Below are 17,820 nucleotides of genomic sequence, written 5' to 3'. Positions count from 1 at the left end.
CCTACCTTCCCTCATTAATTGAAAACTCTTTTATATAAGTAAAAGAGTTAATATTTATAAATTGACACACCATTCTAAGAATTGATCTAAGAAAAAACTTAGATTCTTTAGAGTATTTATTACTTGTAATTATCATTAAATGATTGGTTATTACATCGACATCAATATCTTGTATAAGCTCTGCAAAAAGATCCATCTTCTCTTTTGGAAGATCCAACAGACTCAAGATACTTAGAAATGTAGATTTCATGTATATATTATTTGAAACCAACTTACCTACTAAGTTAAATATAGTTGCTGAAGACTGATTAAAATTACTTTTGGATGGTAAGATACTAATTGGCTTAATCTTACACTGCGTTGAGGCTATCAAACTAGAATTAACTTCAATAAGATTAGATAAGTCTAAATTTTGTGTCCATGTTGCATAAACATGAATTTTAGTATTATTGTTTCTATTTGCCAGGTCTGGGAAAACAACATTATAGTCAAGATTATGCTTGGAAACATTGAAATAATATTCATTAGCTCCTTCAAAATAAAAATTATTAAACTCTGCGATCTTATTGTTTTCATAAACTGAATTGATGGAAACAGGTATAGCACTTACATCTTGATCATGCTTTATAACTGCTTGAGAAAGTAACTTATTTGCATAAAAACTATACGAGTAATCATCAAAAAGATTAAACACAGGTACGAGGTTAATCTTAAATAAGTCATCTATTTCGTGTAAACCATAAGCTGACACATTTACTTTAAAGTAAAGAGTAATTCGCTTGACTTCATCAGACTTATAACTAAATAAATTTTCAATTTTAATATTAAAACCATGACAAATAGATCTTGAATGAATTTCTATAGCAATATTTTCAATAGGTTTAAGTTGATATCTCAACTTAGATAAAAAGATCTTTTTAATAGCTTCACTTCCATCACTATAAATAACCTTTGCAAAGATATCTGTTGTTTTCGAGTTTAAAATCTCCTCAAGAAAACCATCTATTGAGTAGTTTTCTCGATTAGATAGGTTTGGATTTATCCAAAGATTAAAACTATCATGCTCAAAGCTATTTTTGAGCCTAATCTTAACAGCCAAGTTATTATCATTTACCTTATAACATTGTACTTTCTCAGCGGGAAGAATATTTGTTTCCATCCTTGGAGTATAAGTGAGAGAGCGTTCACTTTTTTTATCATAAATAAAAAACTGCTCATCTGGGACAATCCTATAGCTTGAGTAATTTGAATCCTCAATCTGAAGCAAACAATGCTTTGGTATGAAATAAAATAAATTATTATAATATTTATATAATAAACTATTACTATAGTTATTAATTCTATCATCTAACTCAGTTTTTATATTTTGAGCTATATTACTAAAAGTTTCTGTCAACATAGCAGTCTCAGATGAAGTAATATCTTGATTTTTATCATCAGTCATAAACACACTCCTATGTTGCTTTTGCGTTGAACTGTCCAGGAGAGATGAAATTAACCATTCCTCCAGCAGCAAATGTACACATAGCTTTACTATTCATTGTTGTTATCGGCATTTTCTCTAACATGGTCGTTGGACTTGTGGGTATAAATGGTGTTAATGTCGGTATACATGGCCATGGAAAAACAAATGGAATTTTTGCAGGGTTTGCTGGGTTAGTACATGCTCCAAAAGGTAATATATTCACTCCTATCTTAGAGTCACTAATATTTGAGCTTGGTAAGCTGCTTGTCAGTGTCGTTGCCCTTATACTCAAATAACTAGAGGGAGCAATACCGAAGCTACACATAAGCATTCCCCCCATTACAGATGTTACTTGAGAGGCTGCTCCTCCTGCACTAACGCTGACTGGAGAAACTATAGTCTTTATATTATTAAGCTCAGTTGCTAAATCATTGATTTTATTAGCCAAATCTGAACTTTGAGACTGTAGTTTCTTTGTATTCTCTATAGCATTTTTTAAATCATCAAGCATATCTATACCCTCCAATATTCTTCATAAATACCATTAATTCGCCCAAATATAGTTTGCTGATCACTGAAGTCAATGCCGCTTAGCTCTTGATGAATTTTTGCTGATAATGGTGGGATTTCATAAAGGTTATAAAGCTTAGCTTGCGTATAATATTTCGCGATTAATAAAGAGTGTGTCAATTCTCTAGCACTCGATGTAGCATTATCATAAGAACCTGCATCAATATACTTATTTATTTTTTTTAACACTTGCTTGCTGTCTATAGCCTTGCTTTCTTTTGCATGCTCTACCATTAAATCTTTATAGTTTTTCAGCTGAAAATTAGAAGCTATCGTCTGTAGTCTATATATAAAATCTCTCTTCTTTGAAAATACATCTTCTTCGGCCTGCAGGTCGATATAAATTTCATCAAGTTTTTTCATACATTGCATAAGCTTTTCTATATTCGCGGCATACGATGATTGGTTAGCTATTTTTAAACTTTTTACAGTATCTATAAGCACCTGCTCAAATTCAAAAACACTATTTAGTTGGCTTGTTTTTTTAGAATAAAGCAAGTAATTAATATAACTTGCTGAAGCTACATTCTTATGAAAATAAAAATTTATTAAGGCTGATAATTCTTCTGCGAAATAAACTGTTTCCTCATTTTTCCCAAAAACATCTGTAAACGGAGTAGCTTGCTTGCCCAGTTGCTGATGAATATGCTTAATATCTGGCAAAGCCTTAGAGGTCATCGCAAGCCTATTTATAAATGCATTAAAACTACTTCTATCTATCTCTTGTAGCTGATCATCCAAACTCAAAATATTTGACTTAATATCAAAATCCAAGAAATATTGAGTTGCAACAAACATTGAGTAATCTAGTTTTTGCTTGACTGCTCCATTATCCTGATACTCCAAACTTAATTTATTTATGACTAAACTGCTTTTTGAAACCGTTGAAAAAAATAATTTTTCATCCTCTGAATGCACTTGTTGGTAAGCCTTCAAATAAAGAGCTTCACTATCAGAAATAGTTTTATAGTCTATTTGATATGATTCTGTTTTCTTTGAAACCACTAGCTGAACAAGTTCAGCTATAGGATTATCTTTAAGAGGAAAATACTGCTTTACTGAACAAGAGTTTTTAGCAAACGTTTTAACCCTAGTCATCAAGCAACTAAAAGCTTCTAAAAAATGATTTAAATTCTGTTCCGAGTGGAACTTTGATGCTAATTTAACAATTCTCACTTGAGCGACATCATAACTATTAAAACTTTTTTTTCTACTAAGAATATATTTAGCAAAATCATGACAATTTTTATTTCTAGCAGTAATAATTAATTCCTCAAAATAATCCTTCAAAAGCTCTTGATAATACTTCAACTCGACTTTCAATCGCTTTAATAGTTGCAAAGTCAGAGTACAGTCAGCCACATATATGTTGATAATATGGTTTTTTATGTTTGTCGAACAACTCACCAACTTGGGGCACGAAACTAATGATGTTGCTACTCTAACTTTCTCAATTAGAATAATCGTACTATAAACATCAAAACGAGTAGCAAAGAGAGTCATTCTTTCTAGACTGCTTACAACATAGTTTATCTCAGACACATAATTCTGATATTCCTGAGCAAAATACTTGTCTATATTTTGATACAAAATTTCAAGATTATCTGAGCTACTATTCATCTAACTATCATCCCACCATAGTTGTAGCGCTACCTTTAATACTTGCTATAGCACTACCTTTAATATTTACATTAACACCCTCTGCATTCATCGCCACTTTGGCTTTTATATTTGCATTAAGACCTTCCACTCCTACATTTTGAGTTGCCTGAATATTTGTATTAGCACTGCTTTTGACATTTATAGTACCAGACTCAATAGAGATACTACCGCTATCCATAACAATACTAGAATTACCTATTTTAAATACAATTTTGTTATTATTAAGCATGATGCTAGCTTCTTTAGTTGCTAACAATATCTCATCTTCCTTTATTGAGGTTTTAGACTCCTTAACATTTGCAAGTATCTGCTTATCTGCTTCTGATTGAATCGTGTCTGTAGCTGTGGTTGTTATTACACCTGTAGATTCCATCTTAGTATCACAGCCATCTTTGTCATTTTTTACATCTATATATAAACCTTTATCCTCAAGATTTACAAAATGATCTGCTTTTGACATACTCAATAACCTCGCTCTAATCTCTTTGAATTAATCCATTATCTGATATAGAAAACTCTCCACCAGAACTTGAGTTTAATAAATACTTCCATGTCTGAGCTTTACCTTCACTAGCTAATTCTGGCAAAATAAAGTAAACAGCATATTTATCAGAGCTTTTATCAAGAGTGAATTTATTTTTACCATCATTTAATACATATATCTTAAGATTATCGTCATATATATTCTGACTGACACTTTCATATGTAGAAGAATAAAATTCTTTTTGGCTAGGGTTTTTCTCTAATACCAGCTTTGAATTGGGAAGAGAATTCTCAACACTCAAAGTGTTTGTTGAACATGATGCCAAACACATTACTACAAATATTAAAATAAAACGCTTATATATCTTCATCATCAACTAATTTCCTCTTCTTATTTTTTAATCGCATCTAAAAGTGTAGACTCAACTTTAAATTTAACCTTATACTTTTTATCCTTATAAGATAAAGTCCAAGTACAAACATCATTTACACATTCAGCATCTCTTAGAGCCTTTAGAATTGACCAAGCTCCTGAATAACTTCTTTCCGCTGTATCTCCATTTTTAAGTGCAACGATTATAGACACTGGGCCCTTAGCAGACCAGTTGTAAGAAATCTTGACAGGGTTTATATAATCAATATTCAAAGAATTAACATAACTCTTAGTATCGAAGAAAATACTTGCAAATTTATAATCCTCTCCCCCACTCTTAAGCGGTGTTATATTAAAAGTTATAGGCTTAGGCTTATTATCTTTATCCCACAATAATTTATTGAGACTATAAACTTTATTAAACTGTGCAATATAGCTTTTTTCTTGTGAAGATGTGAAGCTACTATTATCCCACTTATCATCAACAGTATCGTACTCAAGCAATGGCTTTAGTCTACTATTGAAAACAGTAAATATCTTGCCAGTATTACCAATATCACTAATTAGCCTATCGTTAGGTAATACTTTTGAGTAATTTAGGTTCATTGGTAAGTAGTTATTGATATAGGAGTACTCTGACTCAACTCCACTATCCAAATCACCCATCACTCTATTTATAGCTATTGTCTGAATTGCAAGTTGGGCATTATCCAGATGCTTTTTAAGAAGTACATATAAATCATTATCAGTATTAGTATTTAACACAGCGATCTTTTTATAGACATCCTTTAAAGGCTTATAGCCAGATTTAATTTCTTGATATGTGTCAACATAACCTTCCTCTTTAATTAAATCATTTAATTTTGCAAATATCTGATGATATTGAGAATAGCCTTTAGAATTCAAAAACTTTGACTCTATAGCAAAATGGTTTTTAATTTTTGCAAAATCATCACTATCTTTAAATGTAATGTTGTCCTTATAGAAATTGATCAAACTATTAAATTGTGAATTATCAGCGCTCATTGATATCAAATAGAATGTAAACGTGTCCTCATTTGATATTTTTCTTAAAAAGTTTGGCTGCACATTTAACTGCTTAATTAAATTTTGATAGCTAGCAATATACTTATCAGTATAGTTTGATATTGCATTATCATACAAAACATCTAAAAAGCTCAAATTAACGCCATATTCGGTATTCAATTTTCTAGATAACCCTTGATACTTTTGCTCAAGCGGATCTATATTATCTCTAATATATTCTTCTGAGTATTGTGGCGATATAACCAACTTCTTATCATAGAAATTAGGCTGGAATGTCATCATTAAGCCATCATTTACTGGCGAAACCAACGGCAGCTCTTTACTCTTATATGAGTTGTTAATTATATTATTGACTATATGCTGGATAAGTATTTTAGTTACATTATCTGAAACCTCTTGCTCCGTGTGACTTTTAAATGGCTCATCATTAGACTTTAGTTTATCCAGACCCTCAGTAATTCTTGTAAGCACTTGCTTGAAGTTAGTTGCTCGATCTCTATTTTTTTCAGTATAGTTAATCGCAACAGCTATATCATCTGTAATAGCTTTCATTGCTGGGGATCCACAGATATTTTTAGAGCTTTTTTCAAACTCTTCTCTGTACAAGTTAAGTACATTATCAATAGAGCCTGAGACAACATAGTGATTTAAAACCTTAGGCAAAACAGAATCTATTAAACATTTATTTAAATATACTCTGTAAATACTGTTTACTACACCAGCTCTTTTATCATCTGAAATCTCAAAATACCTTTTGTTAAAGCCTTCCAATGATAAAATATGACCGAATTCTTGCTCATAATTTAACTTGCTATCTTTTGCCTCGTACAATCTCTTAGCAACATTGTTAGCAACCTCCATAATACCTTGCTTTACTTCAGGGCTTGCGTAATCAATTATATAGGTTAACTGTTGGCTAGATAGTCCTGTCATTCCCGCTAATACGCTCATAACCTTTTGGGTATCGCTATTTATTTCATTGTTATTCATATATACAAAGTAAATAAGATACACAGTAGTACTAAATAACTCATGCATTTTATGAGCCGCAGTAAACGAAGGTAACAATATGTTTTTAGCAATTAAATCAGCATACTCCGTGTATATGATGTGATACTTTATTGTTTCAGGATAAATACTGCTTAATAAAATATTCTCATTAACTCTATTTTTCTGCTGTTTCATTGCTTGATTTAGACTATCTAAATCTAAAACCTTCTTATAATGAGCTAAAGTAATATCTCTCTTTAATTTGAATTCTGAGACAATATTTACAATAAACAAAGTAGATAATGAAAAAGCTAACAAATTTACAATAATGTTTCTTGGAGACATAAGTCCATAATATTTTGAACCAGCATCTCGAGAATAAAAACTATGCTCATCATTTAATAATGAATACACATAAATATCGCCTGTTTTATCACTATTGTTTACTATTATTTGCTGTATTAATAAACTAATCTTATTCAAGTTTCTAATGCATCTGTAGCTTTGCTGTGCTGATAGATCACTGTTGATAATTTTTAATGTCATCACATTATCATAAATAGCATCTAAATTAACTTCTTTAGACAGCTTGAAAATATTTTGGCCCCCCACAATTTCATTAAAGTCTTCTATAGCAACACCCTCATTTACATAAAAATTCACAACTAAATCCTTAGTATCTTTTGATGGTAGTGATGTATAGATATCTTCAATGAAACTAGAGTCTGCCTGTGAATGCTCAGATATATCAAAATGGACATTCAAAAATTCAAACTTCAATCCCAATGTTGATTTAAGCATCTGTATGTTTTTTATTTCAACCCTATCAACTATAAGCAACAATCCTCTGCTAGATGCAGCAATAATAATGTTGTTTGTAAGCTCTACCATTTCGCGATCTTTCTTGAGACGATCAAGTTGAGCATTACCAGACAATAGATTGTCAACCACATGCAAGGTGCATGCTTGTGATTTTAACTTGTATTTACGTACTACTTTTTTAACCTGCTTATATTTTGCAATCATTAGCTTCTTATCTGCTGTTAGCCTAAGCCTTTTGACAATCATATAAATAAAAAATGATAGGAGAAAAATACAACCTATACTAATAAGAATTATCTCTAATAAATAATTTTTCATTTTTTTAGTTTTCCTTTGCCTTGTAGGTTAAAAAAATACCTTTGTTGTTATGTATAAATATGGAATTATCATTAGCTTTATTCTGCTGAACTATTGAATAGATTTCATCTTTCTCTTCTTGAGTATAAGCAACTTCACAGTTTTCCTTAGCTCCCAACAAGTGTCTCTGTAATAACTTCTTCTGAGCTTTTTCTGTTGAAATTGCACTATTAGAAATCAGCTCATCACCAAAACATTTAACCAATCCCGTAACTCTTAATCGAATTAGATCATCATTCCTGAGAGGCATGAACTCATTTATGTTAGAATTAATATTTATCCTAACAGGAATATAAACAATAGGATCTTCAGAGCTGTCTTCAGCTAACATTTCCGGAACTAGCTCAACAGCATAAAATATAGCCTCTTTACTGTTAAGGACATCATATGTGCCAGCCTCTTCATCTTTTTGAACGCTAGAAAACTCACTCTCCTCCATCTTATAGCTCTTAAAGAATTTGTATGCCTTCTTAGAATCCTCATCTACACTTTTAGCTATAATAACTTTTCCTATCATATCGAACTCTTTTACAGGAGTATATTGTGGATAATCAGGGCTCAGCACACTATAGTCACCGTAAGTATATGACCACTTATTAGCATGCGTAAGAGCAAGTTTTTTGGTGTAAGCAATTTTTTCATACCGATCTTGGTCAGAGTCACTTTTATAGTATAAGTGTGATATACCGTAGCGAGTATACATACTGCAGTACGTACTCCTATTTTGTTAGGTAGATTGACTTAACAGCACTATCCGCAAGATAATCATCAGCTTTTAATTCAGTAAAATCAATCTCAGCATTAACAAACGGCACACCCACCATAGTTTCAAAGTTCAGACAAAATTGTTTAGTAAAAGCCTGATTCTGCTTAACTGGATTAATCTCCAGATAATTGACAGGGTAAACTATCGTTTGGGCTAATTTTTCGAATTCTGTAGTCCCAGAAGAATCCTTTATATCTATTTTTTTACTACTCTTGAAACTGATATCTGGAATAAGCTGTGTTCGTTTGACGTAGCTATCACAACTATTTTGAACAAGCTCATGAGTTAGAATAGAGCTGATATCATATCGTTTAAACTCCTTCTCAACACCATCTTGCGAATTCTCAAAAGGTTTTTTAAAAGCACTGTCTATACTATCTGCAACATAGTAGGTAGGAGTATCTCCCATTGAGGAATACTTAATAACACACTGATTATCAACCATTTGCTCAATAAAAAAATCGTAGAAATTTCTACCCACGCATGACACAAAAACCTGCGGCAATCGTTCTGTAATACTTTGGCAATTTGATGTATCAAGCTTAAAAAGTGAATCAAAATAGAAATTGTCTGTTAATAAATCATCGATGCTTTTTTTAAAGTCGACATAAGTTGGTGAGTGGAGAGACCATAAAGCTTTCAATGGATCACTAAACTTAAGTTCGATGGATCTAACATCCTCACACTTCACTTCTGTAGAAAAAATATTTGTTGCCACCTTGCTTTTAATATAACTTCCGGCCTCTATATTTGCTATAGCTATAAAACAAGCTTCTCTACTATGATTTTCACTTTTCGAACCTTTTTTAAGAAAATTAAACTTGTCACTGACCTTTATTTCTAAAAGTAACGGTTGCTTTCTATCATATAAGTATTCAAAATCTTTATGCCCTTCAGGATAAGCTAATTCGAAAACCACTCTACCATCTAGGCCATACATTTTCTCATCGATGAAAAGCTCTTTAATATGATTGTTAGTAAGTTTCAATGCCTTACCATCAAAAACCTCTTTATTATATTTAGCACTAAAATCTAAATCTCTCTTTGAGAATGTTTCTTTCAAAGGCTTAATACTTATCTCAATATCTTGAGATACCAAAAAATCATTATGCGCGATACATTTAGCAAGGTGTTTTGAGACTAGTTCTTTTATGGCAATAGGAAGTTTAACCTGACTCAAAGCATCACTTCTGCTCACAGCATTATATAATCTATTTACGATGCTTGATACCCTTGCTAGCTCTTCCTCGTTAAAGTATAGGAAATCTCCTTTTTTAGCCGCCTTCTTAAGTAGCTTAATCGCAACCTCTACCACACCTAAACTTAAATCTTTATTGCTTAGCTCTATATCTAGTGTCCCTATTGAGTTTTTAAGGAGTGCCACCCTAAAATGTCTCTTCACCTCTTTAAAAATAAAGTATGTCAATTCACCTCTTTCAAAACAGTCTTTAGCAAGCGCTTTATACTCATACAGGTCGCTTACCTGCAGATCTTTGCCACACTGGACAAGATAATCATTCTGCTCCAAAAACAACCACTCTAAGCCATATGCAGCAAGGTTCTTTGAAGCCTTGTAACTTTTTATTTTCTGCATGTTTGCTAAGAAAGCTTTATTCGAAGACATTTCTATCTTTGGCATAAATCTTCAAGCCCGCGAAGAAGTTTAGAATATTATTAGTATATCAACTAGATTAGCTTTTTATAGATAGTCAACCAAGATAATGCGTAATTCAATCTATGATTTTACGATGTGAATTTACATCTATTTATAACGTTTTATTTTACCAAAAATCTACTGTAGATTAACTACTTGAAAATAAGTTCGAAATTAACTAACTTACTCTAAGGAGCACTTAAATGGCTAGAAAAACCATTCCAAAATCAAGGTTGATGATTAACTACGAAACTACAGTTGACGGAATACTTAAGAAAAAAGAATTGCCATACAAAGTATTAGTGGCTGGCGATTTTTCAAAAGGTAAATCTAAAGATGCTGAGCAAGAGCTTGCTGATAGAGAAATCAGAAAAGTTGATAACGGTGTAGATAGAGCCATGAGAGATATGGATATTTCCTTAAACTTTGAAGTTCCTAATTTTGTATCTAAACAATCGAACAATATTAATGTCAATTATAAACTTGAAGCTGTAAAAGATTTCAAGCCAGATGCTGTTGCACAAAAAGTTCCAGAAATTAAAGCTCTTCTGCAACTTAAAGAAATTTTATCTTCATTTGCTAAAGACATAGATAATAATCGCAATTTAAAAAAGACTATTGATAGTGTATTTTCCGATAAGGATGAATTAGACGTTCTTAAAAAGAAAATTCCTAATCTAGCAAATTATTCTATTGAAAATGATGATTCAGCTACAGAGGAGAAAAACTAATGTCAGAAGTACAAACACTTTCAGATCAGTTATTAAATAACTTTGATTCAGCAGGCAATATTGCAGAAGTTATAAAAAATATAGACTTTAATGTGTCTAGTGATTCAACTAAAGTTTTAGATATAACAGAAGATTATAATGCTAGAAATTTAATGGCTTTATCTTTGATACTAGCTAACAACAATGAAGTCAGCAGCTATAGTCAGAAATATGTTCAAAAAGTTATATCAATGATCGATAAACTTATAGAACTTCAGGTAAATACAATTATCAGTAATAAAGAATTTAGAGATCTTGAACAAGAATGGTTAAAAGTTCAAGAACTGTGTAAAACTGAACACGATGATGTTGAAGTCTGTTTACTAGATGTTAAAAAAGATGAATTACACTATGACTTTGAGCGTAATCTTTATGATATTTCAAACAGTGAATTCTTCAAAAAAGTATATATTTCAGAATTTGATCAATTTGGTGGTGAACCTTATGGTGCAATCTTAGGGTTATACGACTTTGAAAATAATGAAGATGATATTTCATGGCTTACTGGGATGGGGATGGTGGCTAAAAATTCTCACGCTCCATTTATAGCTTCAATGGATAAAAGCTTCTTTGGAATAGAGGATTTCTCTGAAATAAATCAAATTAAGAGTTTTGAAACTCTTTTGGAGCATCCAAAATATAAAAACTGGAATGATTTCAGACAGCTAGATGAAGCCGCTTATATAGGTCTGACAGTTGGCGACTTCATGCTGCGCCAACCGTATAATTCTGATAACAATCCTATTCAACACAAGCTGATGAAAGGTTTCAATGAAATGGTTGATTATCAAAGTAATGATAGCTATTTATGGGGACCTGCCTCCATTCAACTAGTGAAAAACATGATGCGTTCATATGATAAAACTAGATGGTTTCAATATATTCGTGGTGTAGAGAGTGGTGGTCATGTTAGCAATCTAGTTTCTTGTGTATACGATAGTAAAGGGGTGCTAGAAACAAAACCTCCTTTAAACGTACTATTTGCTGACTATATGGAACTATCTTTAGCAAATATAGGCTTGATCCCTTTCGTAGGAGAAAAAGGTACTAGTAATGCGTGTTTCTTTAGCGTTAATTCTGCTAAAAGAGTAGATGACTTCGTAGATGATTTTGACTCAGCTAATTCACGCTTAATTGCAAACCTTTCTTATACTATGTGTATATCAAGAATTTCTCATTTCATCAAATGTGTAATTAGAGATAAAATTGGTAGTGTTATAGGTACAGAACAGATTCATGGCATACTCTCTGACTGGATTTCAGAATATGTTACAACTGTCCACCAACCAACACCTCTAGAAATGGCAAGATATCCATTTAGAAATGTTGATATCAAGGTCAAACCTCTTGCAGGAAAACCAGGCTGGTTTTCATGTAAGATCAATGTTATACCACATATTCAGTTCGAAGGTATGGATACATCAATGACTATTGATACCAGACTAGAGCCGGCATTGTTTGGTAAAGCAGAATAATCACTAAAAAGGAGAAATAACCATGTCAGAACCAATGTTAAGTAGACAAAATATAACCTCAGGTAAAAGCTTACATATTAGAACAGATGCTACTAGCTGCATCAATTCACACTCTGATCCTAGAGTTTTTATTGACTCGCTTAAGATAGCAGGAAAAAGTTTAGATAAAAATCTTGTAGCTATTGACGGTGGTGAGAGTGTAACAGCTAGCGATAAAGCAACAGGGGCAGCTTGTGTCATAGAAGCAAATATAGTTCCAGGATCTATAAACCCTACTGTAAGTTTACTTTTAGGGGTTTTAATGGATTCAGCTACTAAATCTGAACTTGAAGAAAAATTATCCCAAGTTAAAAACTCTGGTACTACTGATATAGAAATTGAGTTTGGTAGTGCTAATAAAAAACAAGAATTTAAAAGTGATGAAAAGTGGGGAATTATAGCAGACTTATCAGATTTTAAGTTTTTCCCTATAAATCCTAATGTCTTTGAGTATAAGATTATGGCTACTGAACTTATGGGTGTTGCAAAAAATGGCATGAAATATCACCTTATAGAATTCCAAGGCCTTACTACTGAAAAGGGTGACTTAAATGTATGTAGTGCAGCAAGTACTGATAAAGGTACTGCAAAAATAGGTTATATAGCAGTATAGCAGGACCTTAATATATGACAACTCAAAAAATAAGTTGGGAAAATGGTTTAAAGTTGGACTGTGATATTTTATCTAAATCTGACAGATTGTTAATAGATAATGCCAATCTAGCAAACTATCTTCCTCTCAACCTTCCTAAGGGAATTTTCAACTTCACTATAGATACTATAGCTTTAAATTCTGGTCTAATACAGATAAAGAAACTTTGTATTTATATTGATAATAAAAAATTCATTAACTTCGATAACTCTTACCCTCTATCATATCAAGTTACTACTGATGAGCTGGCTGCCTTAACTGATCTTTATATAAATGTACATGAAAAAATAATTGAAAAAGATAATACCAAAATAGTATCAGAAATATTATCTCTATCAAATGAATATGATTATACAGCTCAATATAGCATTCCAATCGCTAGGTTTCGACAAAACAATACCACCTTAGAGCCTTTAGATTACAGCTTTCCTATTCTTAGCATGGATCATTACCTTATGGATGATATTTTTGTTAAACTTAATAGAGCTATTTCAACCCTAAAAATCTTTAATAAATTTATATTCTCAACATCAAGACCATACGCATCAACCTACTTAAGCTTCCTAATACTTAAATTAAAAAGAGAAGTGTTGTTTGCTGAAGCAAATAAAAGCATGGTTAAACCATATGATCTTTACTCTACTATCCATGATATCTATAGTTTAATTATTAACAATACATCGGATGATGAGCAATATACTCCTGAATCAATCATCACATATGACACTTATAAAGCATTTAGCACCCTTGACACTTTAGTAACTAGATTATTTAACTTGTGCGAAAATAAAAACATTAAGAATTTCGTCCAGTTCAAGCTTCAGGGACAAAAATATGTGTGTGATAATTTGCCTGAAGAATTCTTTGTGGCAAATAAACACTATATTGTTGTCAAACAAAGACCCGATGTTGAAATCAAGAGTCGCTTCACCAATAAGAAAAAACTTAGAATCACAAGTCTAAGCAGATACACGAATATAGTTACTCTTTCTTTATCAGGGCTGAAACTTGAAGAAATTAATTCTGGATTACACAGTAACTTAGCGATATCGCTAAACGACTATGATTCTGTCTTTGAAATTAATAAAAATGCTGAATGGGATTTTATATTAGTTGATAAAAGTGCTGTCTTTTCAGCTCATGAAGGAAATAAAAACTACGATTTCTTTATAGCATTTGTCTAAATTCAGATTGCTGTAATCTTAGCACAACCTCTTAACAAAGTAGCATTTGAGCAAAATGGTAATCTTGGGTATTTTTTATAATATTTTAGCATTTCAGAATCATCTTTCATAAGCTGGTCTGTATAGCTTAGACTTTCATTATTTTCAATCTGATGAGTATGATAAAACTTGTGTTCTGTCGAAAGAAACCACTCTTCAATAGATTCAAAGCTATTACCAGGCTCTAAAGATAATACATAAGATATCGTTTTTTCCAAAATATATTGAAGCTCAAGAATATCTGTAACCTTACTAGCCAACCTCGACTTAGGTGAAAACTCCATTAAAGTTGGGAAATTAAATAGATAGTATAAATGATCATGCTCAGTTTCTTTAGCTAAGTGCCTAGCACTTAAAAAAACTGGTGTTGAGGTGATTTTATAAACATCCACAAAAGCTTGCTCCAAAAAATTAATTGGTGCTGAATCTTCTGTAGCAACAGCAAATCCTGGATAAAACCCTCGTCTAATTGCATATAAATGATGCACTATATCTGTAACATATGGATTAGGCTTAAGATTACTAGTTGTTAAGATATTCGATAAATTAAAATTAAAAGCGACTTTTTCTCTTAGAAAACTCATTTCTTGCCAACCCAATTCATAAATATGTAATTTTAATTCTTGAGTTTTTAATTCATTACATTCATCGAACCAATCTTTCGAGAAAAATATAACCTCTGCATACCATTCATTTTTAGGTTGTGTCCTATCCATTGCCTTAAAAAGCTCTAATTGACAGTGTGACTCACTAGGCTTTGCAAGATTTAATTTAAATTCTTTTTTAAGACGGTTGAAACTTCTTGTATCAGAAATTTTTGGTAGAATATAATTAGATTTATTACCTGCTGTTATTGTTCTTGAATTACGGTATTGATAATGCAAACTATCGTTATTAGACAAGATATTCCACACTCCAAATAACTGACCAGCTTTAAAAACAGAAATAGGTACAACACTATCATCATGTGTAATAAACATTTCTAAGTTTTTGTTTAATGACATTCCTAGAGGTGTCAGAGCATATGATAGCTCTTTAGTGTATTCTGATGGTATTTCTCGTGATGAAAACGGTATAAGTTTACCTTTATAACGAAGGTGTAAAATTCCCTTTTTAAAAATTTCATCACCATACTTATATCTAGCACGAACTAACTTAAAATCCTTAGGAGGATCTAGTTTATTTATTACATCTGCAAAAGCTGCATTATATGCCATGACATCATTCTTAACATCTTGCCAAGATAACAATTCCAAAGTTTCCATATATTTGTCATAGCAAATCAAGGTGATATATTCAACATAGCATAATTTCAACTATTTTCCACACTTTCTACAGCACTTAATAAAAAAATATCTACTAGTATTTTTACTAAATAGTTTCACACTCAAATACCATCTTCTGTTAAAGATATCTCGACAGGGGTTAGCATATAATTATTTCAATAAATTAAATTCTATTTAAGGTCAAAAATATAAGGTTACTTTGTTTTATGAAATATATGTGTATTATTGAAGATAGATATACTTCCACATATAAAGAGCAATTATGAAAAAAAAACTTATCGTAATAACTGGAGCAAGCTCAGGGTTTGGTGAAGCAACAGCAATTAAACTAAGCGCTTTAGGTCACCCTCTTCTACTTATAGCTCGCAGAGTCGAGAAGCTTCGTGAACTGAACTTACCAAACACACTATGTGAGAAGGTAGATGTCACAGACTTTGATTCATTTAAAAAAGCAATTCATAAAGCCGAAGATAAGTTTGGTGTAGTTGATTGCCTCATAAATAACGCAGGTATAATGCTTCTTGGCGATATAAGGACACAAGACCCTAAAGAGTTTAAGCAAATGCTTGATGTAAATGTACAAGGCTTATGCACATTGTCTTAGATGACATGATTAAGCACAATTGTGGTACTATCATCAACATAAGCTCAGTCGCAGGTCGTAAAACTTTTCCAAATCACGCAGCATACTGCGGTACTAAATTTGCTGTGCATGCTATTAGTGAAAATGTACGTGAAGAAGTTGCTGATAAGAATGTACGTGTCATAACTATCGCACCAGGTGCTGCTGAAACTGAGCTACTAGGACACACAACTTCAAAAAAAATTAAAGATGGTTACAATGATTGGAAGAAAAATATGGGCGAAGTGCTAAGCCCTGATGATATTGCTAATGCCATAGTATATGCATATAGCCAACCTCAAAATGTCTGCATTAGAGAAATAGTTCTTGCAGCAACAAGACAACAACCATAAACTAACAATCTAAATCACTTAGTTTCTAAAGAATGAACTTATTAAAAAGCACTATCAGCGGTTGGAGCAAAAAAGAAATCTTATGGTTATGTTTTTGCCTCACCTTTACTACACTTGCTGGATTAGCGACTCAAAGCAATGCTCTAATTTTGATATTTTCTTTACTCAATATTATAAGCTTAATTCTTGCAGCAAAAGGTAAAGTATTAACTTATGTCTTTGGCTTTATAAGTGCTGTAATGTACGCGTTTATATCGTACAAATACAATGTATTTGGCCAACTAATTTTAGCGGTATTATTTTTAGCACCTGTACAAATATATGGTTGGTACAACTGGAGAAAACCAGAGAACAATACTGAAAAACAAGAGATAAGAGTCAAAAAATTGTCTATAGTCCAATTTGCCTACCTGATAATTGCAATGTCATTAATAGCAGCAGTTTATGGATACTTTGTTTTACATCTATACTTTGGTCAAGATATAGGGCTATTTGCTGACTCAATAGCTGAAGTAGTAACTATTGTTGCATTTATACTAACTGTACTGCTATATCGTGAGCTATGGATTTTGTGGCTGATTGTAGATGTTCTAACTATCACTATATGGTTAGATGGCGTAATAGATGATGCTATCACTATAGCTATAATTCCTGTAGCTATTACTAAAATTGTTGCCTTGATAAACGCTATTTATGGTTACATCATATGGAGGAAGTTTTATATTAATAAAACATAAGAATTATTGCTCAGAAACATCTACACTTTTCCTGTAAAACTAAACCCTTTAATTTTGAATAGTTATTTTCAGTTTGTTAAAATATTATTACAATATTTATAAAAAAGGAGTTAGTATGCCACTCATAAGCACCACAAAGCATGAAAAAAAGAAAGAAAACAAAGTCTCTCTTCATTCAGAAATAAGTGAAAGTGTTAATAACGAACTTCAAGAATATCTGAGTTGGGCAGATATCAAAGATTTAGACCAGTTCTTTGAAGAAACATGTAAATATATTTTTGAGAATGATCGTGATTGGAAAAAACTCAAAAAAGACAACTTTGATACAACAGGCAATAACTTAACAGAGAAAGAAGAAACAGAAACAGATATAACCAATCAAATGGTCTGTGATGATGAAGGTATGACAAACCTAAACAATAAAGAGGAAAATCCAGGAGTAAAACTACAAAAGAAAAAATAGTATTTTGTAGC

Annotated in this window: 15 protein-coding genes and 1 pseudogene; 7 read left to right on the top strand and 9 right to left on the bottom strand. The window is 31.8% G+C overall.

Annotation, left to right across the window (positions count from 1 at the left end; genetic code table 11):
• Position 1: 1 nt before the first annotated feature.
• From iglH to CDH04_RS00530, 8 genes are read right to left on the bottom strand one after another with little or no spacing between them, the layout of a single operon-like run.
• Entirely contained in the window at positions 2-1,444 is a 1,443-nt protein-coding gene (iglH, locus tag CDH04_RS00565) for a type VI secretion system baseplate subunit TssF/IglH (RefSeq protein ID WP_112869174.1), read from the bottom strand.
• 10 nt (positions 1,445-1,454) lie between these two features.
• Positions 1,455-1,976 (bottom strand): type VI secretion system PAAR-like protein IglG, encoded by a 522-nt coding sequence (gene iglG, locus CDH04_RS00560; RefSeq protein WP_112869173.1) that lies wholly within the window; start codon positions 1,974-1,976, stop codon positions 1,455-1,457.
• 2 nt (positions 1,977-1,978) lie between these two features.
• A complete protein-coding gene (locus CDH04_RS00555) occupies positions 1,979-3,655 on the bottom strand; it encodes a hypothetical protein (protein WP_112869172.1) in 1,677 nt (558 codons plus the stop codon).
• Between the two features lie 7 nt (positions 3,656-3,662).
• Complete coding sequence (gene tssI, locus CDH04_RS00550) at positions 3,663-4,157, bottom strand: type VI secretion system tip protein TssI/VgrG (RefSeq protein ID WP_112869171.1); 495 nt, start codon at positions 4,155-4,157, stop codon at positions 3,663-3,665.
• A gap of 16 nt (positions 4,158-4,173) precedes the next feature.
• Positions 4,174-4,554, bottom strand: a complete 381-nt coding sequence (iglE, locus tag CDH04_RS00545; protein ID WP_112869170.1) for a type VI secretion system lipoprotein IglE — start codon at positions 4,552-4,554, stop codon at positions 4,174-4,176.
• Positions 4,555-4,571: 17 nt separating this feature from the next.
• Positions 4,572-7,730, bottom strand: a complete 3,159-nt coding sequence (locus tag CDH04_RS00540; protein WP_112869169.1) for a hypothetical protein — start codon at positions 7,728-7,730, stop codon at positions 4,572-4,574.
• Positions 7,731-7,734: 4 nt separating this feature from the next.
• Entirely contained in the window at positions 7,735-8,472 is a 738-nt protein-coding gene (locus CDH04_RS00535; RefSeq protein ID WP_112869168.1) for a hypothetical protein, read from the bottom strand.
• Between the two features lie 16 nt (positions 8,473-8,488).
• Positions 8,489-10,159: a hypothetical protein gene (locus CDH04_RS00530; protein WP_200164522.1), complete on the bottom strand. Its 1,671-nt coding sequence runs from the start codon at positions 10,157-10,159 to the stop codon at positions 8,489-8,491.
• Positions 10,160-10,392: 233 nt separating this feature from the next.
• Between CDH04_RS00530 and tssB the strand changes: the two genes are divergently transcribed.
• From tssB to tssK, 4 genes are read left to right on the top strand one after another with little or no spacing between them, the layout of a single operon-like run.
• Positions 10,393-10,920, top strand: a complete 528-nt coding sequence (gene tssB, locus CDH04_RS00525) for a type VI secretion system contractile sheath small subunit (protein ID WP_112869166.1) — start codon at positions 10,393-10,395, stop codon at positions 10,918-10,920.
• Positions 10,920-12,434, top strand: coding sequence for a type VI secretion system contractile sheath large subunit (gene tssC / locus CDH04_RS00520; RefSeq protein ID WP_112869165.1), 1,515 nt, complete (start codon positions 10,920-10,922; stop codon positions 12,432-12,434). Before tssB ends, tssC begins: the two co-directional genes overlap by 1 nt.
• Before the next feature lie 22 nt (positions 12,435-12,456).
• Positions 12,457-13,086 carry a type VI secretion system tube protein IglC gene (gene iglC / locus CDH04_RS00515; RefSeq protein ID WP_112869164.1) on the top strand — a complete coding sequence of 210 codons (630 nt, stop codon included), beginning with the start codon at positions 12,457-12,459 and terminating at the stop codon, positions 13,084-13,086.
• Positions 13,087-13,100: 14 nt separating this feature from the next.
• Positions 13,101-14,309 carry a type VI secretion system baseplate subunit TssK gene (tssK, locus tag CDH04_RS00510; RefSeq protein WP_112869163.1) on the top strand — a complete coding sequence of 403 codons (1,209 nt, stop codon included), beginning with the start codon at positions 13,101-13,103 and terminating at the stop codon, positions 14,307-14,309.
• A 2-nt stretch (positions 14,310-14,311) separates the two neighbouring features.
• Here the strand turns inward: tssK and CDH04_RS00505 are convergent, their stop codons facing one another.
• Positions 14,312-15,613: a hypothetical protein gene (locus tag CDH04_RS00505; RefSeq protein ID WP_112869162.1), complete on the bottom strand. Its 1,302-nt coding sequence runs from the start codon at positions 15,611-15,613 to the stop codon at positions 14,312-14,314.
• 283 nt (positions 15,614-15,896) lie between these two features.
• Between CDH04_RS00505 and CDH04_RS10105 the strand changes: the two are divergent.
• From CDH04_RS10105 to CDH04_RS00490, 3 genes and pseudogenes are all read left to right on the top strand, one after another.
• Positions 15,897-16,609, top strand: a pseudogene (locus CDH04_RS10105) (SDR family oxidoreductase).
• 32 nt (positions 16,610-16,641) lie between these two features.
• Positions 16,642-17,346 (top strand): nicotinamide riboside transporter PnuC, encoded by a 705-nt coding sequence (pnuC, locus tag CDH04_RS00495; protein WP_112869161.1) that lies wholly within the window; start codon positions 16,642-16,644, stop codon positions 17,344-17,346.
• A 115-nt stretch (positions 17,347-17,461) separates the two neighbouring features.
• Positions 17,462-17,809: a hypothetical protein gene (locus CDH04_RS00490; RefSeq protein ID WP_112869160.1), complete on the top strand. Its 348-nt coding sequence runs from the start codon at positions 17,462-17,464 to the stop codon at positions 17,807-17,809.
• The last annotated feature ends 11 nt before the right edge of the window (positions 17,810-17,820 follow it).

Source organism: Francisella adeliensis (assembly GCF_003290445.1).
In the GTDB taxonomy this organism is placed as follows: domain Bacteria; phylum Pseudomonadota; class Gammaproteobacteria; order Francisellales; family Francisellaceae; genus Francisella; species Francisella adeliensis.
This window is presented reverse-complemented; position numbering and strand designations above follow the sequence as displayed.